Below are 20769 nucleotides of genomic sequence, written 5' to 3' on the forward strand. Positions count from 1 at the left end.
GGTAGAGCAGTAACGGCACGGATGTCCTGTGCGGCATCCCGGAAGGCGGCAAGATGAAACGGTTGGTCGCGGTTCTGGCACTTCTGGGCGCTCTGGTGGGCACGCTTGCCGCTGCGCAGGAGACGGCCGTGCCCGAGATCGAGGCGCCGAAGACCGACAGGCCACCGGAAAAGCAGTGCCAGCCGGATATCGGCTGCGTGACGAACCTGCCCCTGCCCCGCTTCGTCTCTCTGAAGGGGTCCGAGGGCAACGCGCGGCGCGGGCCTGGCCTGACCCACCGCATCGACTGGGTCTTCACCCGCGCGGGCATGCCGCTGAAGATCACTGCCGAATTCGAGAACTGGCGCCGGGTCGAGGATTACGAAGGCGCAGGCGGCTGGGTGCATTATTCGCTGCTCTCGGGCGTCCGCAGCGCCCTGATCACCCTCGACATGGCCGAGCTTCACGATACCCCCGACGATGGCGCAACTGTCGTCGCGCAGGCCGAGCTTGGGGTGATCGGACGCATCCTGGAATGCAACCCGGCCTGGTGCCGCGTTTCGCTGGACGGCACGCGGGGCTGGATCAGGAAGAGTTCGATCTGGGGCGTGAAGGAAGACGAAGTTGTCCAGTAAGCCGAACGCAGGGGTCAGCCTGGCGATCTCGGCCGGGCTGGCGTCCGTCCTGGTCGCGGCCACCCTTGTTGCGCTGAAGCTTTGGGCCCTGGCCGAGACGGGGGCGCTGTCCATCGCGGCCTCGCTGGCCGACTCGGCGATGGATCTGATGATGTCGCTGGTGGCCGCCGCCGCCATCGTCTACGCCGCCCTTCCCGCGGACGAGGACCACGCCTTTGGCCACACCTCGGCCGAGGATCTTGCCGCGTTGGGGCAGGCGACGTTCATCCTGGTCTCGGCGGGCGTGATCGGCTGGACCGCCGTTTCCCGCCTGACCGCCGACACCCCGCACCAGCTGGCGTCCGAAGGGCGGGGGCTGATCGTCATGGTCATCTCGATCGTCCTGACCCTGGCGCTGGTCTGGTGGCAGGGCCGCGTCGCCCGCCGGACCGGCAGCAAGGTCGTCGCCGCCGACCGGCTGCACTACCTGGGCGACCTTCTGCCCAGTCTTGGAGCCATCGGCGCGCTCTGGGCCTCCAGCCGCTATGGCATCGGGTCCATCGACGCTATCGTCGCGCTGGCCGCCGCCGTCGTCATGGCGATCGGAGCCCTGCGCATCGGCAAGGACGCCTGGGACGCGCTGATGGATCGCGCCGCCGATCCCCGGATCATCGAAGGCATCGGCCGCATCGCCGCCGACTGGCCCGGCGTGCGCGGCTACCATGACCTCAAGACCCGGACCGCGGGCAGCCGGGTCTTCGTCAACCTGCACATCGAGCTGGACGGTGACCAGTCCCTGCGCCAGGCGCATGACATCGGCGCCAGCCTGCGCCGCGCGATCCTTGACGCCTATCCCCATGCCGATGTCATCATCCACAAGGACGTCTACCGCGAGACGTAGGCGGTTGACTTCAAAAAGGCTTCGCACGATTATACGCACGTATAACAGTCGGATGCCATGCAACCCGCCCGCCGCCTTTACCGCCGCGAAAGTGAAGAAAGCCGCCGCACGGCGCTGATCGCTGCCACTCAGGAACTGGTGGCCGAAGGCGGACCCGAGGCCGCGACAGTGCGCGCCATCGCCGAACGGGCCGGGGTGACGCCCGGTCTGATCCGCCACTACTTCCAGTCCAAGGACGAGCTTACCCGCGCCGCCTACCGCGCCCTTATGGACGGGATGACCGCCAAGGGCTCGGACGCCATCGAAGGCGTCGGCGCGGGGCCCGAGGAACGGCTGGCGGCCTTCATCGCCGCCTCGCTGCGGCCCCCGGTCCTTGATGCGGGCGCCGTGGTGCTGTGGGCCGGCTACATGCACAAGGTCCGCAGCGACCCCGATCTGATGGCCGTGCACGAAGCCAGCTACCTTGCCTACCGCGACACCCTGCAACGCCTGATCGACACGCTTTCGCGCGACGTGAAGCCCGGCCAGACCCGCGCCGAGGCCATCGCCTGCAATGCCCTGATCGACGGGCTCTGGGTCGAAGGCTCGCTTCTGCCCGGAACCTTCGAACCCGGCGAGGTCATCACCATCGGCCTCAATGCCGTCAGCGCCATCCTGGGCGTGAACCTCTTGGACCACACTGCCATGCTCCCCGATTTCGGAAAGACCACGCCATGAGATACGCTTCCGTCACCGACCGCCTGTCCGGACTTGGCGGTGCAAAATGGGCACTGCACGCCCGCGCCCGCGCCATGAAGGCCGCGGGGGAAGAGATCATCGAGTTCACCATCGGCGAACCCGATGTCCCCACCCCCACCCGCTTCATCGAGGCCGCCTCCCGGTCGATGCAGGCCGGACGCACCGGCTATTCCAACGGACGGGGCGAACCCGGTCTCGTCGCCGCGCTTGCCGCCCGCTACACCGCCCGTCGTGGGCGCGAGATCACGCGCGACCAGATCATGTGCCTGCCCGGCACCCAGACCGTGCTTTACGGCATCCTGCGGACGCTTGTGGAAGCCGGGGACGAGGTGCTGCTGGGCGACCCGATGTATGCGACCTACGAAGGTCTGATTGCCCAGACGGGGGCAAAGGTCGTCCCGGTGCCGCTGACGCCTGAGAACGGGTTTCGGATGCAAGCTGCCGATGTGGCCTCCCGGATCACGCCGCGCAGCCGCGTCCTGTTCCTGAACTCGCCCCACAACCCCACGGGAGCGGTCCTCCGCCCCCAGGACATCCGCGCCTTGGGCGACCTCGCCAAGGCGCATGACCTGTGGATTCTCTGCGACGAGGTCTATGAGGATCTGGTCTTCCCCGGCGTCCCCTTCACCTCCCCCCTGGACTATGCCGACCTGGCCGACCGCACCATCGTCGCCTCGTCGATCTCCAAATCCCACGCTGCCCCCGGCTTCCGGTCCGGCTGGTGCGTCGGCCCGGTCGAGTTCTGCGCGCGGATGCTGCCACTTTCAGAAACCATGCTTTTTGGCTCGCAGCCCTTTCTTGCGGATGCCACCCAGCTTGCAGTTTCCGAACCTTCGCCCGTCGCCGCTGGCATGGCCGAGCGCTTCTCGCGTCGCGCCGGGATCATCGCGGATACCCTGTCCGGGGTGAACGGGCTTTACGTCCACCGCCCCGAAGCGGGCATGTTCGCCCTGATCGACGTCCGCGCCACGGGCCTCTCCGGCGAAGCCTTCGCCTACGGCCTTCTCGACCAGCAGAAGGTCGCCGTCATGCCTGGCGAAAGCTTCGGCGCGGGACTGTCCGGCTGGCTCCGCCTGTCGCTCACCCAACCCGACGACCGCACGCGGGAAGCCGCCAATCGCATCGCCGCCCATGCGGCCAGCATCCTGGGGAACGCAGCATGACCACCGTCGGCATCCGTCTGGTCGAGGGCCTGATCGCCCGCGGCATCGACACCGTCTTCGGCATCCCCGGCGTCCACACAATCGAGCTTTACCGTGGCCTTGCCGCCGCCCAGGGCAAGATCCGCCACGTCACCACCCGCCACGAACAGGGCGCGGGCTTCATGGCCGACGGCTATGCCCGCGTGTCCGGCAAGTCCGCGGCCGCTTTCGTCATCACCGGCCCCGGCCTGACCAACACCCTGACCGCCATGGCGCAGGCCAAGGCGGACAGCGTGCCGATGCTGGTGATCTCCGGCCTTGGCCGCAGCGACACTTTGGGCAAGGGTCTTGGCCGGTTGCACGAACTTCCCGACCAGGGCGCGATGGTCGCCACGCTGTGCCATACCGAAACCGTCACCGACCCCAAGAAGCTGGGCGAGGTCCTGGACCGTGCCTTCGCCGCGATGACCGCAGGCCGCCCCGGCCCCGCGCATATCCAGATTTCCACCAACATGATGGGCCAGCCCTGCCCGGAATTGCCCCCCCCCGTCGTCTCGGGCAGCGCCGTGCCCCTGCCGCTTGGCCGCCTGCGCAGCATCGCCGCCGCGCTGAACGCAGCCGAGCGCGTGGTCATCCTGGCCGGTGGCGGCACCCGCGGGGCCGAGGAACCCCTGCAGAAGCTGGCCGAATCCCTCGACGCCCCGGTGATCCAGACCGTCAATGCCCGCGGCGCGATGTTCGGCCATAGGCTGACCATCCCCGCCTCGCCCAGCCTGACCTCGGTCCGCAAGTTCATCGCCGACGCCGACCAGATCCTGGCCATCGGCACCGAGCTTGGGCCGACCGACTATGACATGTATGCCAACGGTCGCGTGCCGAACCTGTCGGACATGATCCGCATCGACATCTGCGCCGAACAGCTGGCCCGCCACCCCGCCAAGATGCCGGTCAAGGCCGACGCCGGCGCGATGATGGCCGCGCTGATGCCGATGACGATCCGCGCCAACCGCGACGGTGCCGCCCGGGCCGCGGCGGTCCGTCAGGCCGCACGGGCCGAGATTGCGGCGCTGGACGAAGGCATGCCCGCCCGGCTCGACATGGTCGAGGTGATCCGCGACGCCATGCCGAACGCGATCATCGTCTGCGACAGCACCCAGCCGGTCTATGCCGCGAACCTTTACTACGATCACGACCGCCCGCGCGGCTGGTTCAACGCCGCCACCGGCTATGGCGCGCTTGGCTATGCCCCGGGTGCCGCGATCGGCGCTGCCATTGCCGCGCCCGGCGTGCCGGTGGTCTGCCTGATCGGCGACGGCGGGTTGCAGTTCAGCCCCGGCGAACTGCGCACCGCCGTCGACGAGAAACTGCCCATCACCTACGTCGTCTGGAACAACGCCGGCTTCCGCGAGATCGAGGATGCGCTGCGTCAGGCCAAGGTCGACCCGATCCTCGGCTGCCACCCCTCGCCCCTTGACATGGAGCACTTCGCGATGGCCTGCGACATGGTCTTCGCCAGCGTCCCCCCCGACCCCGACCAGCTGGGCGAGCTTCTGATCACGCCGCACGACGGCCCGCGCTTCCTGGAGGTTCAGGCCCGCTGACGCTTCAGGATCGGCGCCAGGACAAAGACCATCGCGACAAGGCAGGCCGCCCAGACGAAGGCGAAGCGCAAGCCGAAGGTCCCCGCCAGCACCCCCAGCAGGGGCGGCCCGACGAAGTAGCCGAAGTACCCCAGAAGCGTCGCCCGCGCGACGGCCCGCGCGCGGGCTTCGTCGGCGCTCATCTGCCCGACCAGCGAGAACGCTGTCGGCGCCAGCACTGAAGCGCCGATGCCCATGACGAAGAAGCCCAGATAGGCGACGAAGGGGCTTGGGGCCTGTGCCACGACCAGCGCGCCCACAGCCGCAATGACCGCACCCGCCCGCAGGATGGTGAAGGCATCCACCCGCCCGGCCAGCCACTGCCCGCCCAGCCGCGCAAAGCCCATCGTCAGGGCCAGCATCGCCGGGCCCAGCGCGCCTTCCTCGGGGCTGCCACCCAGGGTCTTCTCGATGTGCAGGGCCGACCAGTTCTCGGCCGCGTTCTCGGTCATGAAGGCGATCAGGACGATCCCTCCGCCGATCACTGGCACAAGACCCAACGGCACTGCGGTCCCGTCCTTGGGCTTGCGCAGCCCGTCGATCCGCCCGTCCCGTTCAATGGTCAGCGCGGCGCAGAGGACCCCCACGGCCGCCATCGTCCCCATGACCCAGTCCGGCCCCCAGCCTGCGCCCCGCAAGACGCCGGTCAGGATCGCACCGCCCGCATAGCCAAAGGAATAGGCGGCATGGGCCAGGTTCATCAGGTGCAAGCCGCGTTGCGTCTCGATCGCCGACACTCGCGCGTTCATCAGGACATCCGTCAGCCCGGTCGCCGCCCCCGCACAGGCCATCGCCAGCGGAAAGAGCCACCAGACCGAGGCCTGCCCCGGCAGCATGAAGGCCAACGCCATCAAAAGGACCGCCAGCGGCAGCGCCGCCCGCCCCATCGCCGCGCCGAAGGCCGGGGCCACCAGCATGGCGCTGATCGCCGCGATGGGCGTCATGAAAATCAGAAGCCCCAGTTGCGCTTCATCGACCCCCAGCATCGTCTTCAGGTCCGGCAGCACCGCCGCGAAGGTCCCCCACAGCACGCCCATCGCCGCAAAGGCCCCGATGGCGGGGCGCGCGACGGACAGGGTCTGGAGGGGGATCATCGCGTGGCTCCGGGGACGGGAAGATGACAGCTAGCCCGCCGGGCCGCCCACATCCAGTCCACCCGCGACCTTGTGCCTGACCGAAAGCGACAGCTCCGGGTCAAAATCATGCCACCATCAGGATGGATAGCTTCGGCACGACACAACAAGAGGTGCATGATGAATTCAGATCATCGTTTGAAGCTTCAGCGCGCGCTTGGCCTGGCAAGCGAGGCGGGGATCTCGGGCAGCTTTCCTCCCTTCCTGCGCAGTCTAGCCAAGCTGGGCCTGCCGGTGCGTCCTCTGCATTACATGTCCGTCCCGGGGCTGGTGATCTTCCTGACCCTTGGCCTCAGCGCCGTCATCCTGTGCTTCCACTGGCTTGCCATGTCCATCGACAGCGCGGCCCGGCCTGTCCGCCTTTTGCAGAACCTTGGCGTCTCGGGCAGCATTGCCTTCGGCGTGGTGGCGGGAATGCTCACCGCCATCGTGATCCGGTTCCAGGCCCTTCGGGCCGATCTGCCTGCCTGGCGCGACCTCTGACGGCACGGGAACTTCGCGCTTCCCTTCCCACCGATTCGTCGCTATAGCCCCCCGGTCGCGCCATGCACCCTTGGAGGATGGCGGACTTATTTATTGGAGAGACCCTATGGCACGCGAGATCATCGATCTTACCGCCGAGGTACGGACGGGGACAGGCAAGGGGGCCGCCCGTCAAGCCCGTCGTGACGGCTACGTACCTGGCATCATCTATGGCGACGGCACCGAGCCGGTCGCGATCAAGATGAAATTCAACTACCTCCTGACCAAGCTCCGGCAGGGTCGTTTCCTGCAGACGCTCTTCAACCTCAAGGTTGAAGGCCAGCCCGACGTTCACGTCGTGTGCCGGGGCGTCCAGCGCGACGTGGTCAAGGACATGCCGACGCATGTCGACTTCATGCGCATCCACGACGACAGCCGGATCGAGCTGTTCATCCACGTGGAATTCGTGAACCACGAAGCGTCGCCTGGCCTCAAGCGTGGCGGCACCCTGACTGTGGTGCGTCACGAAGTCGAACTGGAAGTCACCGCCGGTGACATTCCCGATCACATCACGGTCGACCTGACCGGCAAGAAGATCGGCGACGTCATCCACATCGACGACATCGAACTTCCGGCCGGCGCCAAGCCGACCATCGCCCGGAACTTCGTGATCGCGAACGTGGCCGCTCCGGCAGGCCTCGCCGCGGTCGAAGACGAACCCGCCACCGCCTGACGGCACGTGACGATTGCTATTGCACGGGGGGTCTTCGGGCCCCCCGTCTGCTTTTGGGGAACCGCTCGTCGATGACTTCGTCACTCCTCGCTGCGGCGCCTCCCCCGCGACGAGAAGACGAAGTCGCACGAGGAGCAGTCCCTAGCCTTCCGGCCAGAGCAGAGCCTCGGCCATGTCCACCAGCAACTGGTCCGCTCGGGCCCTGACCGCCCCGGCATCGCCCTGCAGCCCGCATTGTGCCGAAGCCGCCGCGTGGAAGATCTGCGCCATCAACGCCTCGGCCAGGACCTCTGGTGCGCGGCGTGAACCAACCTCTCCCCGCGCCTGCATTCGTGCCACACCCTCGGACAGTCGCTCGACCACCAGACAGATCAGCTGGTCCAGCCCCATCCCCGCGCCCGCAGGACCGCTGAACCGCGCAAGCAGCGCCACCGTTTCGGCATCCGCCGCAAAAAGGCGATAGACCCGATCGAGGCAGCGCATCACCTCCTCGCGATCCTGCGGAGCCGTCAGACCCGCAAGCTCTGCCCCCAGGCTTTCCGCCAGAAGCGCTGCCAGAAAATGATCCCGGTCGACGAAATGCGCAAAAAACGTGCCCTTCGCCGTCCCCGCGCGCTGCACCACGTCTTCGGTCCGCAGCCCCGACAGCCCTGACGAAAGGACGATCTCCCGCCCCGCTGCCAGCAGCCGGTCCCGCGTCGCCAGCCTGCGCGCCTGCACTTTCCGCGTCACCGAGAGCCCTCGCCAAATTTATTGACTATGGTCATTTTTTGCATAAAACTGACCTTAGTCATTTTATGGAGCCCCCATGTCCCGCCGCATCCTTGTCGTCGATCTGCACCCTGCCAGACTGTCACTCAGCGCCGCCCTTGCGCAAGCCTATCGCGACGGGGCGCAGGCTGCGGGCCACGAGGTCCGCATCGCGCGGCTGTCCGAGATGTCCTTCGACCCCGACTTCGGCCACGCCGGCTTCCGCAACGCCCCAGCGCTGGAGCCCGACCTTGAAGCCTTCCGCGAAGACCTGCTCTGGGCCGAACACGTCGTGCTGATCACGCCGATGTGGTGGGGCGGATTGCCTGCCAAAGCCAAGGGTCTTTTCGACCGCACTCTCCTGCCGGGCTTCGCCTTTGACCCGCGCCAGCGCCGCATGGGTCTGCCAATACCGCTCCTGTCCGGCCGCACCGCGCATTTCATGCTGACCTCCGACACCCCGTCCTGGGCCTTCTGGCTGATGTATGGCCAGGCGCTGAAACGTCAGGTGCAGCGCCAGATCCTGTCCTTTGTCGGCCTGAAGCCGGTCCGTCACACCCATTACTCCCCGGTCGAGCACAGCACCCCTCGGATTCGCGCCCGCTGGCTGGAGGACACCCGCCTACTCGGCGCCCGTGCCGCCTGATCGAAGGAAGGCCAGCGTATCCTTCTTCGCCCCGTCGGCCGGCACAAAGCCCTGAGCTTCAAGCGCTGCGGTGATCCGGGCCACCCCCTCGGCCCCATAGACCAAAGGATGCGTCTCGACCACCACCAGCCGCACACCCGGCAGGGGCTGAACCAGGACGTCCAACTCGCCCCCCTCGATATCGCAGCAGATCACCGAGGGGGCGAACCTCGCCAGCAACTTCCCGATCGGCCGCGCCGGAACCTGGATGACGTCGGCATTTTCCGGCCAACCCTCCGGCCCCTTCAGCGCGCTGGCCCAGAAGGCCGGGCGCTGGCCGAACTCCACCTCACCCTCGCCCACCCCCACCACCGCCCCGCGCATGACCTTGACGCCAGGAAACCCGTTCGCCGCCAGGTTCTTGCGTGCCAGCCTTACTGTCTCCGGCCCCGCCTCGACGCCCGCAACCGCCGCGTCCCCCAGCACCCTGGCCGCCACCGCACAGATGAACCCCAGCCCTGCGCCAAGGTCCAAAAGCCGGTCCCCCGGCCGCAGATGCAACAGCAGCGCATCCGCCTCGTGGTTCTCGTAGCGGCCCGACGACAGCGCCCGCTCCAGATTGCCCTTCAACGCCGCCTCTGGCAGGTAAAGCGTCAGGCCGCGAAGGGTGAAGCTGCGCATCCGGGTCCCATTGGTTGTCTCGATCCCCCGCGAAAGCTATACCCCACCCAACGCGCATGGGGAGAGCAAAGGATGAAACTCTGGGTCGGCCTCGGCAATCCCGGCGCGAAATATCAAGGGAATCGGCACAACATCGGCTTCATGGCGCTGGACCGCATCGCCGCTGACCACGGCTTCACCCCCTGGCGCAAGGCCTTTCAGGGCCTCGTCAGCGAAGGCCGCCTCGGCACCGAAAAGGTCGCCCTCCTGAAACCCGAGACCTTCATGAACCTCTCTGGCCAATCGGTGCAAGCCGCCGTCGCCTTCTGGAAGCTGCCCCTCGCCGACCTGACCGTCTTCCATGACGAGCTTGACCTCGCCCCCGGCAAACTGCGCCTGAAGCAGGGCGGAGGCCATGCCGGCCACAATGGCCTGAGGTCGATCCACGGCCACCTCGGCGACGCTTACGCCCGCGTCCGCCTTGGGATCGGCCACCCCGGCCACAAGGACGCCGTCGCGGACTATGTGCTGCACGACTTCGCCAAGGCCGACGCCGACTGGCTGGAGGACCTCCTCCACGGCATCTCGGACGGGGCCGAGGCGCTGGCCGCAGGCGATGGCCAGAAGTTCATGAACGCCGTCGCCTTGCGCACCGCGCCGCCCCGGTCCTCGACAACAAAGGAAAAGCCCGAACCGCCCGCGCCCGCCCCGCAACCGTCGGAAGATGCCCGCAGCCCGATGCAAAGGCTGCTGGACAAGTTCCGCTGACGGCTCCGCACCAGGCAGTCCGCGACGCTTTCATGGGACAGGCCCGGGCCGGAGCTGCCCTTGGCTCGCCCCTGATGGCAAAGCTGATGGCCGGTCTGGCCGCGGCGCTTCGCCCCGGAGACCCAGTCGCCGACCGCGTGCTGACCTGGGCCGGCGACCCCTCGTCGATGGGGGACGCCGTCCCTCTCCGGCTTGCCGCCGGGCTGCACGCTCTTGTCCTAAGCGGCACCGATCCAGACCTTGCGGCCGCCTACGCCGCCCCCCTGACTGACCCCACCGCCGCAGCCCTTTCCGCCATCGCCCGCCACCCCGCCTTTCTCCTCGACTGGCTCGCATCCGCGCCCCAGACGAACGAGGTCGGCCGCTCCGCCGTTCTGATCGCCGCCGCGCATTGGCTGACCACGCGCTATGGCTTGCCGCTGGTCCTTAGCGAACTCGGTGCCAGCGCAGGCCTCAATCTGCTTTGGGACCACTACGCCATGACCGCCGAGGGCCAGACCTTCGGCCCCGCGGACGCCGTCCTCACCCTCACCCCCGACTGGACCGGCGCACTGCCGCCCAGGGCCGCCCCCACGATCCTCGACCGCCGGGGCACCGACCTGAACCCCCTCGATCCCACGACCGACCGCCTGCGCCTTCTGGCCTATATCTGGGCCGACCAGACCGACCGCATCGCCCGGACCCGCACAGCACTGGACCTTGCCGCCCGGCTCCGACCCCCGGTCGACCAGGCCGATGCCGCCGATTGGCTGGACAGCCGCCTGCAAACCCGCCATGACGGCGCCCTGCACCTCGTCTTCCACACCGTCGCCTGGCAATACTTCCCGACCGCCACGCGGACCCGCGTACGCGCCGCACTGCAGTCCTCAGGCGAAACCAGCCCCATCGCCTGCCTGTCGATGGAAGCCGACGACCAATCCCCCGGCGCCGGGCTGACCCTGACCCTCTGGCCACGGGGCGAAACCATCCCCTTTGGCCGCGCCGATTTCCACGGCCGCTGGGTCGACTGGACCGCTCCCGCGGCGTGACGCAAGACACGGCAAGGGTCCGGAGCGAAAGCCCTTTCACCTGGCCACAAATATCCCCGCCGGAGGCTCGCCCGAGCCCTTTGCGCGTTCTTCACGCGCAAAGGGCGAGACAAAAGGCTTGCGCCGCAAGGCGCTCAATTTGAAAACCGCCCCTACCCGCGCGACACCAGTCCCGTCAGCGCCCGGCTGACCAGCGATGACACCGCTGGCCGTTCCAGCGCTGCAAACGGCATCGGGCGGCACAGCTCCATCGCCGCCACCCCGACCCGGGCGGTCAGCGCGCCATTGACCACGCCTTCGCCGAACCGGCGCGACAGCTTGGACAGCACTCCGCCCCCCGCCACGGACCCGATCATGTCGTCGGTCAGCGCCAAAGCCCCCGCCGCCACCAGCGACCCAAACACCCGGCGGAGGAGCTTCAGGCTGCCAAAGCTCCCCGACCGCCCGCCATAGATCTCGGCAATCCGCCGGATCATCCGCAGGTTCGCCACCGCCGCCGTCGCCACATCCGCCAGCGCCAGAGGCACCAGTGCCGTCACCGTCGCCACTTGCCGGGCAGCGGCCTCGATCACCAGCCGCGCCTCGGCATCCAGCGTCGCCAGCAATTCCCGCTCTGCCAGCGCCAAAAGGGCGTCGGCGTCCATCACCTCGGCCTCGCGTTCCGCCAGCCGCGCCCGGCCCCAGGCCGTATCGCCCCGCGCGCCGTAAAGCGAGACCAGACCGGCCACCACCCGCCGCGCCTCCTTCAGGTCCGAAGTGGCCCGCGCCTCGACCGCCCGCGCCCGCAAGCCGTCCAGCCGCCCCAGCCGCAGGAAGGCCCCCCATTCGCGCAACGCCAGCACCAAAGCCGCCGCGACGGCCACCACGACCAGCGCGAAAGCCGCCCAACCCAGCACCACGTTCCGCGCCAGAAGCCCGGTGACGAAATCATAGGCCGCGACCGACAGCGCGAAGGTGAAAAGCGCCCCGAAGGCCCAGACCGCGAACCGCGTCAGGGCCGTCCCCCTGCGCTGGGACAGGGCCGCCACCGCCTGCATCGCCTGCCCCTCGGGCAAGGCATCCGGCACCGGCGGCGCGAGCGAGGGATCGAGCGCCTCCTCCATCTCTTCCAGGAACGGCTTCGGCGGGCGGCTCATGTCTTGTGTCTCCAGATCAGGCGGACGTCGGGCAGACCTTCATCGGTGCCGGAACCGTCAGTCCTTTCCGCCTCCTGAAACCCTTCGCGGCGGTAGAAGGTCAAAGCGCGCAGATTCGCCTGAAACGTCCAAAGTTCGACGGTGGGTTCAACCTCTATGACCTCATGCAGCAAGGCCTTTCCGATGCCCAGTCCACGCGATCCGGCCGCAACATGCAGCGCCTGAACATGGCCGCTTCGCCGCGCGAGAAAGCCCAGCCGATCTGCGCCGCGTCGCGCAACCCGGACTTTGTGGGTACCAGGCAGTGCTGCGACAAATACCTCGTCATCCTCGGGGGTATGCAAAACCGGCATCCAGTCTGTTTCGTGGACCCAGTCACCGATGATCCGGGCCAAAGCGCACACGTCACTTTCATCGGCATCCGCGATGCTCCAGCCGGTCACAACTGGTCTCCGATCAGAAATTCCACGGCCCGGTCCAGCCGGATATGCGGCGGGCCTTCCCCCGGCCGCAGGGTCAGCCGCGCCGGAGCGAAGGTCATGAGGTGGTAGTCCGCATCCAGCCACGCCTCCGCCCCCTCCCGCGCCGGGGACAACAGGCGCGACGGGTCGGACGGAAGCGCGCCGGGATACATCAGCGCGGGCTTGGCCGTCGACTGCAGCACTCCACGCACGGCAGGCACCTCCACCCCGTCCCGCGTCACAACCTCCTCCACCGTTGCCCGCAAGCTGGCCAGCGACATCGCCTCGGTCCGCGCGCCGGAAAAGTCGGCGCGCTGCTTCGCCTCGGCCAGAAGCGAGGCGGTGATCGCGGTCAGGGCGGGATGCTGTTCGTGGTGCAGGTGGTCGGCCTTGGTGGCTGCGAAGAGGATACGCTCGACCCGGTGTGCGCCGAAAAGGCCCGACAGCCAGGTGTTCCGCCCAGGCCGGAAGCCTGACAGAACCTCGGCCATCACCCGCCGCAGGTCCTCGACCGCACGCGGCCCCTGGTGGATCGCGCCGAGGACATCGGCCAGCACGACCTGCCGGTCGATCCGGGAGAAATGGTCACGGAAAAAGGGGCGTACGACGCGTATCTTGTAGGCCTCGTACCGGTTTTCCATCTCGCGCCAAAGGCTGTTCCGGCCGGTCGATGCCGGTTTCGGCAGGGGCGCAAAGGTCAGGACAGGGGACCCGGCAAGATCGCCGGGCAGAAGGAACCGACCCGGCGTCACGTCGACCCGGCCCAGGTCGCGCGCGGCGGTCAGGTAGGCGGTGAAGGTCTCGGCCAGTTGGCGGGCCCTGGCCTCGTCCAGCCGCAGGGCGCCGTCCTCGGCGCGGGCAAGGGCAAGGTAGGGGGCGGCCTCGGCGCGCCGTTCCAGCCGCGCGAGGGTGGCTTCGGACCAGGCGTCATAGCTCTGGTCAAGGAGAGAGAGGTCCAGCAGCCACTCACCGGGGTAATCGACGATGTCGAGGTGCAGCGTCCGGGGCCCGCGCCACGAGGAAAGGAACCCGGCCGGCTGGACGCGAAAGGAGAGACGAAGCTCGCTGATTGCGCGGGTCGAGGCGGGCCAGCGCGGGCTGTCGCCGGTCAGGGCGGCAAGGTGCGCCTCATAGTCGAAGCGGGGCAGCGTCACGTCGGGCTGGGGCTGCAGGTAGACCGCCTGGATGCGGCCCTGGGCCTGGGCCTTCAGCTGCGGCATCCGGCCCCGGTTCAGAAGGTTCGCGACAAGGGCCGTGATGAACACGGTCTTGCCCGCGCGGGAGAGGCCGGTCACGCCAAGGCGAAGCGTGGTGTCGAAGAGGGTCTCGGAGAGGCTGGCCCCGGCACCTTCGATCCCGCGGGTGATCCCGTCCGTCAGTCCGGAGAATGCCACGTCCGCGTTCCTTTCCTGCGTGGGGGCGAAGATAGGGCGGGCCGGGCGGGAATGGAAGGCGGGTGGGGTGGGTGGGCAATATTGCCCACCCTACGCTTGCGCTTCCCAGGCGCGGGCAGAATTCGATGGCCCATGAAATCAATTACTTGGCCTTGCACATTCGGGATTGGGCGAGGATTGCGCGGAAGCATGATTCCGGGATAGGGAAAGCCATGCCCCGCTATGCCCTGCAGATCGAATATGACGGCGGCCCCTTTGCGGGCTGGCAGCGGCAGGCGCAGGGGTTGCCCTCGGTGCAAGCGGCAGTGGAGCGCGCGCTGGGAAAACTTGAACCCGGCCCCCACACCATTGCCGCAGCCGGGCGTACCGATGCGGGCGTCCATGCCACCGCGCAGGTGGCGCATGGGGACCTGACCAAGGACTGGGACCCGTTCCGGCTTGCCGCGGCCCTGAACGCGCATCTGCGGCCCGATCCGGTGGCGGTGCTGGCCTGCGCGCGGGTGCCCGACGACTTTCACGCCCGCTTCTCGGCCATCGGGCGGCGCTATAGCTTCCGCCTTGTCGCCCGCCGCGCGCCGGTCACGCATGACCGGGGTCTGGTCTGGCAGGTGCTGAACCGGCTGGACGTCGACGCGATGCGGGCGGGTGCTGCAGAGCTGGTCGGGCATCACGACTTCACCACCTTCCGGTCGACCCTGTGCCAGGCGAAAAGCCCGGTGAAGACGCTGGACCGGATCGAGATCACCGAACGCCCCTATCCCGGTGGCGTGGAATACCGGTTCGACCTTGCCGCCCGCAGCTTTCTGCACAACCAGGTGCGGTCGATCGTCGGCACGCTGGAGCGCGTCGGGGCCGGGGCCTGGGCGCCGGAAGACGTTCGCGCGGCGCTGGAGGCGCGGGACCGGGCCGCCTGTGGCCCCGTAAGCCCGCCGCAGGGGCTTTATCTGGTGGGGGTCAGCTATCCGGTGGACCCCTTCGCGGGGTAACGCTCGTCGGTGACTTCGTCCCTCCTCGCAGGGTGCGCGCCCCGACGAGGCGACGCAGTCGAACGAGGAGGCGTCAGTTCAGGTCCTTTAGGAGCCGCCCGTGCTTGCGCACCTCGGTCAGGACAGCGCCGAAAGTGTCAAGACCGCGGCCTGCCAGCATCGGCATCAGCTTCAGGAACGCATCCGCCGTGGCGACGGTGTCGCCCAGCGCGGTGTGACGGTCCTCTTCGGGGATGGTGATCCCCAGCCGGTGCGATAGCGCGTCAAGACTGTGGACCTCGTGCTGGCCGTAGACCACCGCCGACAAAAGGACCGTGTCCAGCACCGGCATGTCGAATGTCAGGCCAAGCTGTCCTTCGACCCGGCGCAGGAACTCCATGTCGAAGGGCGCATTATGGGCGATCAGCACCGCGCCTTCCGCGAACTTGTGGAAGCGGCGGACCACATCGGCGACGGGCGGCGCGTCGGCGACCATCGCGTCGGTGATGCCATGCACTTCAGTCGAGACAGCGGGAATGGCGCGGCCAGGGTTGACCAAAGTGTCGAAGACCTCGCCCTCGACCCTTCTGCCATTGACGATGCGGACGGCGGCAAGCTGCACGATTTCGTCGCCCTGGCGGGGGTTGAGGCCCGTCGTCTCGCTGTCGAAGACCACGTACGTCAGGCGGTCGAGGCGGGTGTCGGCCAGCTTGTCGGTACGGGCGGGGGACAGAAGGTCGAAGTCGTAGACCACCTTGCGCGCCACCGGCTTCGGGCGGGCGACGGCGCGGCGCGCCTGGCGGATTGGCAGGCAGAGGGCGGGGCGACCGTCGCCCAGTGTCTCGGGCCAGATCTCGGTCGCATGTGCGGCAAGGACGCTGCGCGCCGGGCGGTCGCTGTCGTCGGACAGGGGGAAGGCCAGCCAGCCGTCCAGCTCGCCCACGCCCACGCGCGGGCCGGTCCACGAGAGGCGGATCGCGGCACCGGTGTCCTCTTCCTCGATGGTCAGGTGCAGGGTCGCGCGGTCCGACAGGTGGCGGGCAAGATGTTCCAGAAGCGTCAGGATCTCATAGCCGTTGCAGCGCAGGATCAGGTCGGCGGTTTCTGTCGTGATGGTGATCCCTTGCGCGCCCAGGCGGGCGACAAGCCCTTGCGCCAGGTCATAGGCGCGGGTCTGCGGCAGAGCGCCGGTTTCGGACAGGGCCTCGTCCCGGGCAGCGCCGAAGCGGGTCACGGCCTGGCTCAGCCGAGCGACCTCTTCCCGCAGCGCGCCTTGCATCGGTGCGGGCAAGGCGTCGTCGGGCATCACGCCGACCAGCGTCGCCAGAGCTGCGGACGGGCGGCGCAGGCTGTCGAGCGCGCCTTCCAGCATCGCCTCGCGCCGGGCATCTGCGACCATGTCGCCGGTTATGTCGCGCAGCGTCAGCACATAGCCTTGCGTGCCCCCGTCGCCCAGAAGACGCATCCGGGCGGCCAGCACGCGCGCGCCTGTCGTGGTGGTGCAGAGAAGGTCCGACACCGCGTCGGGATCGCCGGTGGCGATCAGGCGTTCGTGCGCCAGCCGCAGGGGGGCTGCGTGAAGGTAGTCGAAGAGCTTGCGGTCAAGGCCCGCCTCCAGCCCCCGGTTGGTGCCGATGATATCGGCGGCGGGACCGTTGTAGAAGACCAGCGCATGGTCGGCGGAACACAGGACCACGCCGACCGGGACATCGGACAGAAGCGCCTCCAGCCGGGCCTTCTCCGAACCCAGACGCAACGTCTCACGCGCGACGGCTTCGGCCAGGGCCGACCGGGTCTCGGCCAGGCTTTGCGCGGCGGCCTGGGCGGCGGGGGCAAGATCGCCCAGATAGCGCGCGATGGCGGCATCCATCCCGGCGGTCACATCGGAATGGGCGCGGGCGCGCAGGGCACCCGAAAGGGTCTCGATGGGCTTGGCCACGTTCAGGTCGAAAAGGTACCAGACCGCGGCCACCAGCCCCAGGGCCGCAAAGCCCGCCAGGACCCCGGCCTGGACGAAGCCTTGGCCGATACCAGGCTGACCCAGGCGGCTGTAGCCCAGCCAGAGGCCAAGGCCCGTGGCCATCAGGATCGCGGCGGCGAGGCCCGCGAAGATCAGGAAGACCCGCAGGCGAAGGGAAAGGCGGGTCAGCATCCCCCTAGACCCCGGGCGCCAGAAGTCGCCGCACCTCGTCGCGCAAGTCCTTCAGTTCAAAGGGTTTCGAGATGAACCCGTCAGCCCCCAGCGCCAGCCCCTTGCGCCGTTCGATGGTGGACCCGCGGGCGGTCATCATCAGGACCTTCACGTCCGACAGCGAGGGGTCGGTGCGGATGCCTTCGCAGATCTCGTAGCCCGAGACCTCGGGCAGCATGACGTCCAGAAGGACAAGGTCCGGGTGGGTGTCGCGGATGCGCGGCAGCGCGTCGGCACCGCTGGCCACACGGTCGTGGTCATAGCCTTCGCGCGTCATCAGGTAGTCAAGTGCGACGGCGATGTTGTCCTCGTCCTCGACGACAAGGATACGCGGCTTGCGGTCCATCCCTAGCCCTCCTTGCAGGCGGCCTGTTGCAGGCCATCCGGGGTTTCCAGCACCAGCCAGTCAGCGCCGGTCAGGGTGCCGTTCGCGTCGATCGCCATGCCTTCGGTCACCGGCACGCGGCGCTTGCCGATGCAGTCGAAGACCATCAGGGCGGTTTGCGGGTTCTGCCAGCGGGCAAAGCCGAACACCGGGGCGACGACCAGATCGTCCCGCTCGGGGTGGCGGGCGAGTTTGGAGCCGTCCAGCGCGGTGAAGCGGTTCACCACCGGCACGGCGAAGGTCCAGGGTCGCAGCGGCGAGGTGGCGGTTTCGGGGTTGGCCACCACGAACTGCGCAGGCAGGGCCGCAGCGACGCGGTTGAACCAGCTGTATTCCATGTAGATCGCCGTCGCGATCAGCCCGGCGCCGGCCACGGCGGGTGTGGCCCAGGCCGGGATCGCGGCAAACTTTTTGCGTAGCGCCCAGACCAGAAGGCCAAGCGTCAGGGCGACGAAGAACGAACCGAGGAGTTCAAGGGCCATTTGGGTCTCAACTTCTGGCGCCGCGGGACGATCCCACGGCGGATTGCATGGTCCGGACGACAACGAAGGCGTCGCGCAGGTGGCTCCGTTCAAAGTCCGACAGTTCCGAAGGCGCGATGAAGTTGTCGGGACGCTCGCCCGCCTTCACCCGCCGCGCCTGATGTTCCAGGCGGGTTTCAGCGATCAGGTCGTAAGCCTCGATCAGGTCACGCGCACCGCTGGGGCTGATGACCCCCGCTTCGGCCGCCGCGTCCAGCCGGGCGCGGGTGTTCACCGCCGGCAACTGGCCGATCAGGGCGTAGATCCGGCCCAGGTCCACCACGGGAACCACGCCGTTCATCTTCAGGTCGATGTGGTTCTTGTGTTCGCCCGACCGGATCGTGGCAAAGCCGCGCAACAGCCCGAGCGGCGGGTAATGCTTCAGGCTGTTGGAAATCATGTGCGCCACGAAGATCGAGTTCTTGGCGGCCATCTCCAGCACTTCGGCCTGCAGATCGCTGTAAAGGCTGGCGGTTCCGCCGATGGGGCGCAGGTCGAACATCACCGAGGCCAGCATCTGCGCCATCGGGTCGGGGGTCGCCACCCATTTGCGGAAATACTCGCGCCAGACCCGGACCGGTTGGCACCATTGCGGGTTCGTGGCCATCATGTCGCCGGGGCAGTAGACATAGCCGCAGGCGTTCAGCCCGTCCGAGACGATCTTCGCCAGGCGCGCGAAATAGGCCATGTCGGCCTCGCTCGCGGCATCGTCGATCATCAGGCAGTTGTCCTGATCGCTGACACCCGTCTGTTCCTGCCGCCCTTGGCTTCCGCAAGCGAGCCAGAGGTACGGCACCGGAGCCGGCCCCAGTTCGGCCTCGGCCATCGCCAGCAGGCGACGGGTCACCGTATCGGCGATGTCGGTGATCAGCCGTGTCGCCACCTCATGCGCGGACCCGCCGCCGACCAGCTGCACCAGCAGCCGCGGGATGCGCGCCGTGTTCTCGGCCAGTTCCGCCACTGTCCCGGCCGTCGCCGCATCGCGGACCAAAAGCGCCGAGGACACCGCCTGGAACCGCACAAGGTCGGTCTGGGTGATCATGCCCACCAGCTTGCCGTCGTCCACCACCGGCAGATGCCCGATGCGGTGCTCCAGCATGCGGTTCAGCACGTCCGATCCCAGCGACTCGGGCGTCAGCACCATCGGGTCGGCAGCCATCACCGTGCTGACAGGGGCCGCAGGGTCCAGCCCAAGCGCCAGCACCTTGTTCACGAAGTCCCGCGCGGTGACGATGCCGACCAGCCGCCCGCCCTCGGTGATCGCCAGGCACGAGATATGCGCCTCCCGCATCTTCTGTGCCGCCTCGCGGATCGGGGTGTCGGGACCGACCGCAATAGGCGCGCGCGCGATCAGGTCGCCGACCTTGCGGGTCGAAATGTCGGCCTCGCGGTTTTCATGCTGGCGACCGCGGTGGAAGAAGCGTTCAAAGGCCGGGTAGGTCGCGATCAGGCGGCGGAACTCTGCCTCGGGCAGCATCAGGATTTCCGCCCCCTCGGTCGCCCGCGCCGTCGTGACCGCGATCCCGTCGCGCATCAGCCCGCGTTCGCCGAAACTGTTGCGGGGACCGAGGAGTGAGACGAGGCCGCCGGAAGGCTCCAGCACCTCGACCGAGCCGTCCAGGATCAGGAAGATGCCGGTCATCGGCTGACCCGCCGAATAGATCACGGCGCCGTCGTCGTAATGTCTGCGGCTGAAAGAGGCGGCGACCCGCGCCATCTCGTCCCGCGGCAGGCTGTCATAGGGGTGGACCGTCTCCAGGAAGGCCAGAAGCGCGGTGCTGTCCTGATCCATGATCCCAGTTGTCCGGTGAAAAAGGGATGCGCCCCCGGGTTGGTCCCGGGGGCGCAAGGGTCTTAGTGGGCCTGGGCCTTGCCGGCACCCTTGGGCACGCGGATCGACTGGATCAGGTCCTGCACTTCCTGCGGCGGAGCCTTGGTCATCGCCGAGACGATGTAGGCCGTCGCAATGTTCAGGATCGCACCGATCGGGCCGAACGCTGCCGGCGAGATGCCGAACCAGTGGGCGTCAGGCGTGTTCGGGTACACGTTCGTGCCGGGGATGAAGAACCAGCCCAGGAACAGGAAGATGTAGACCGAGGTCGTGATCAGACCGACCAGCATGCCGGCAATCGCGCCTTCCTTGCCGACTCGGGTCGAGAAGATCCCCATCATCAGCACCGGGAAGATCGTCGCGGCTGCCAGACCGAAGGCCAGCGCCACCACCTGCGCGGCAAAGCCGGGCGGGTTGTAGCCAAGCCAGGTCGCCAGGACGATGGCGAAGGCCATCGAGATCCGCGCGGCCAGAAGCTCGCCCTTTTCGCTGATGTTCGGGTTCAAGGCACCCTTGATCAGGTCGTGGCTGATGGCCGAAGAGATGGCCAGCAGAAGGCCCGCAGCCGTCGACAGCGCGGCGGCAAGACCACCGGCGGCGACAAGCGCGATCACCCAGCCCGGAAGCTTGGCGATCTCGGGGTTGGCAAGCACCATGATGTCGTTGTTCACGGTGGTCAGCTCGTTGCCGACGATGCCTTGTGCTGCCAGAG

At 68.0% G+C, this 20769-nt stretch carries 22 protein-coding genes; 11 read left to right on the top strand and 11 right to left on the bottom strand.

The annotated features are described in order from the left end of the window. Positions 1 to 53 precede the first annotated feature (53 nt). From U1E69_RS10325 to U1E69_RS10345, 5 genes are read left to right on the top strand one after another with little or no spacing between them, the layout of a single operon-like run. Positions 54 to 614, top strand: a complete 561-nt coding sequence (locus tag U1E69_RS10325; RefSeq protein WP_322244294.1) for an SH3 domain-containing protein — start codon at positions 54 to 56, stop codon at positions 612 to 614. Beyond that, positions 604 to 1494, top strand: a complete 891-nt coding sequence (locus U1E69_RS10330) for a cation diffusion facilitator family transporter (RefSeq protein WP_322244295.1) — start codon at positions 604 to 606, stop codon at positions 1492 to 1494. The genes U1E69_RS10325 and U1E69_RS10330 overlap by 11 nt, the downstream gene beginning before the upstream one ends. Before the next feature lie 57 nt (positions 1495 to 1551). Next, on the top strand, positions 1552 to 2211 hold the full coding sequence (locus U1E69_RS10335; protein ID WP_322244296.1) for a TetR/AcrR family transcriptional regulator: 660 nt from the start codon (positions 1552 to 1554) through the stop codon (positions 2209 to 2211). Beyond that, positions 2208 to 3395, top strand: coding sequence for a pyridoxal phosphate-dependent aminotransferase (locus U1E69_RS10340; protein ID WP_322244297.1), 1188 nt, complete (start codon positions 2208 to 2210; stop codon positions 3393 to 3395). Before U1E69_RS10335 ends, U1E69_RS10340 begins: the two co-directional genes overlap by 4 nt. Beyond that, a complete protein-coding gene (locus U1E69_RS10345; RefSeq protein ID WP_322244298.1) occupies positions 3392 to 4975 on the top strand; it encodes a 5-guanidino-2-oxopentanoate decarboxylase in 1584 nt (527 codons plus the stop codon). The genes U1E69_RS10340 and U1E69_RS10345 overlap by 4 nt, the downstream gene beginning before the upstream one ends. On the opposite strand, the gene U1E69_RS10350 is transcribed toward U1E69_RS10345, so the two are convergent. Beyond that, complete coding sequence (locus tag U1E69_RS10350) at positions 4963 to 6108, bottom strand: MFS transporter (RefSeq protein WP_322244299.1); 1146 nt, start codon at positions 6106 to 6108, stop codon at positions 4963 to 4965. The two genes, U1E69_RS10345 and U1E69_RS10350, sit on opposite strands and share 13 nt — an antisense overlap. Before the next feature lie 159 nt (positions 6109 to 6267). Here U1E69_RS10350 and U1E69_RS10355 point away from each other — a divergent pair, with 159 nt between their 5' ends. Together U1E69_RS10355 and U1E69_RS10360 are read left to right on the top strand one after the other, a co-directional pair. Further along, entirely contained in the window at positions 6268 to 6630 is a 363-nt protein-coding gene (locus U1E69_RS10355) for a DUF6404 family protein (RefSeq protein WP_322244300.1), read from the top strand. A gap of 106 nt (positions 6631 to 6736) precedes the next feature. Continuing rightward, the gene (locus tag U1E69_RS10360; protein ID WP_322244301.1) at positions 6737 to 7342 is read left to right on the top strand and encodes a 50S ribosomal protein L25/general stress protein Ctc; all 606 of its coding nucleotides are present in this window, start codon (positions 6737 to 6739) and stop codon (positions 7340 to 7342) included. A gap of 141 nt (positions 7343 to 7483) precedes the next feature. On the opposite strand, the gene U1E69_RS10365 is transcribed toward U1E69_RS10360, so the two are convergent. Further along, the gene (locus tag U1E69_RS10365; RefSeq protein WP_322244302.1) at positions 7484 to 8074 is read right to left on the bottom strand and encodes a TetR/AcrR family transcriptional regulator; all 591 of its coding nucleotides are present in this window, start codon (positions 8072 to 8074) and stop codon (positions 7484 to 7486) included. Positions 8075 to 8150: 76 nt separating this feature from the next. On the opposite strand from U1E69_RS10365, the gene U1E69_RS10370 reads away from it, so the two are divergent. Continuing rightward, entirely contained in the window at positions 8151 to 8738 is a 588-nt protein-coding gene (locus tag U1E69_RS10370) for an NAD(P)H-dependent oxidoreductase (RefSeq protein ID WP_322244303.1), read from the top strand. Here the strand turns inward: U1E69_RS10370 and U1E69_RS10375 are convergent. Then, positions 8715 to 9398, bottom strand: a complete 684-nt coding sequence (locus U1E69_RS10375) for an FkbM family methyltransferase (protein ID WP_322244304.1) — start codon at positions 9396 to 9398, stop codon at positions 8715 to 8717. The two genes, U1E69_RS10370 and U1E69_RS10375, sit on opposite strands and share 24 nt — an antisense overlap. A 72-nt stretch (positions 9399 to 9470) precedes the next feature. Between U1E69_RS10375 and pth the strand changes: the two genes are divergently transcribed. Continuing rightward, complete coding sequence (gene pth / locus U1E69_RS10380; protein WP_322244305.1) at positions 9471 to 10145, top strand: aminoacyl-tRNA hydrolase; 675 nt, start codon at positions 9471 to 9473, stop codon at positions 10143 to 10145. 32 nt (positions 10146 to 10177) lie between these two features. After that, entirely contained in the window at positions 10178 to 11173 is a 996-nt protein-coding gene (locus U1E69_RS10385) for a DUF2332 domain-containing protein (RefSeq protein WP_322244306.1), read from the top strand. Positions 11174 to 11325: 152 nt separating this feature from the next. On the opposite strand, the gene U1E69_RS10390 is transcribed toward U1E69_RS10385, so the two are convergent. The 3 genes from U1E69_RS10390 to U1E69_RS10400 are packed head-to-tail and all read right to left on the bottom strand — an operon-like array spanning position 11326 to position 14164. After that, a complete protein-coding gene (locus tag U1E69_RS10390) occupies positions 11326 to 12309 on the bottom strand; it encodes a TIGR01620 family protein (protein WP_322244307.1) in 984 nt (327 codons plus the stop codon). Continuing rightward, positions 12306 to 12752 carry a GNAT family N-acetyltransferase gene (locus U1E69_RS10395; RefSeq protein ID WP_322244308.1) on the bottom strand — a complete coding sequence of 149 codons (447 nt, stop codon included), beginning with the start codon at positions 12750 to 12752 and terminating at the stop codon, positions 12306 to 12308. The genes U1E69_RS10390 and U1E69_RS10395 overlap by 4 nt, the downstream gene beginning before the upstream one ends. Beyond that, positions 12749 to 14164 (bottom strand): YcjX family protein, encoded by a 1416-nt coding sequence (locus U1E69_RS10400; RefSeq protein WP_322244309.1) that lies wholly within the window; start codon positions 14162 to 14164, stop codon positions 12749 to 12751. Before U1E69_RS10400 ends, U1E69_RS10395 begins: the two co-directional genes overlap by 4 nt. A gap of 212 nt (positions 14165 to 14376) precedes the next feature. Here U1E69_RS10400 and truA point away from each other — a divergent pair, with 212 nt between their 5' ends. Then, positions 14377 to 15150, top strand: a complete 774-nt coding sequence (gene truA / locus U1E69_RS10405) for a tRNA pseudouridine(38-40) synthase TruA (protein ID WP_322244310.1) — start codon at positions 14377 to 14379, stop codon at positions 15148 to 15150. 73 nt (positions 15151 to 15223) lie between these two features. Here the strand turns inward: truA and U1E69_RS10410 are convergent, their stop codons facing one another. The 5 genes from U1E69_RS10410 to U1E69_RS10430 all read right to left on the bottom strand — a co-directional run. After that, positions 15224 to 17281, bottom strand: coding sequence for an exonuclease domain-containing protein (locus U1E69_RS10410; RefSeq protein WP_322244311.1), 2058 nt, complete (start codon positions 17279 to 17281; stop codon positions 15224 to 15226). 4 nt (positions 17282 to 17285) lie between these two features. Next, entirely contained in the window at positions 17286 to 17666 is a 381-nt protein-coding gene (locus U1E69_RS10415; RefSeq protein ID WP_322244312.1) for a response regulator, read from the bottom strand. A gap of 2 nt (positions 17667 to 17668) precedes the next feature. Further along, complete coding sequence (locus tag U1E69_RS10420) at positions 17669 to 18187, bottom strand: hypothetical protein (protein WP_322244313.1); 519 nt, start codon at positions 18185 to 18187, stop codon at positions 17669 to 17671. Positions 18188 to 18194: 7 nt separating this feature from the next. Then, complete coding sequence (locus tag U1E69_RS10425; protein WP_322244314.1) at positions 18195 to 20018, bottom strand: DUF294 nucleotidyltransferase-like domain-containing protein; 1824 nt, start codon at positions 20016 to 20018, stop codon at positions 18195 to 18197. Positions 20019 to 20080: 62 nt separating this feature from the next. Beyond that, positions 20081 to 20769: sodium:solute symporter family transporter (locus tag U1E69_RS10430; RefSeq protein ID WP_416200271.1), on the bottom strand; the 689-nt coding region annotated here is incomplete at its 5' end.

Origin of the sequence: Tabrizicola sp. (assembly GCF_034366665.1) — a bacterium.
Taxonomy (GTDB): domain Bacteria; phylum Pseudomonadota; class Alphaproteobacteria; order Rhodobacterales; family Rhodobacteraceae; genus Tabrizicola.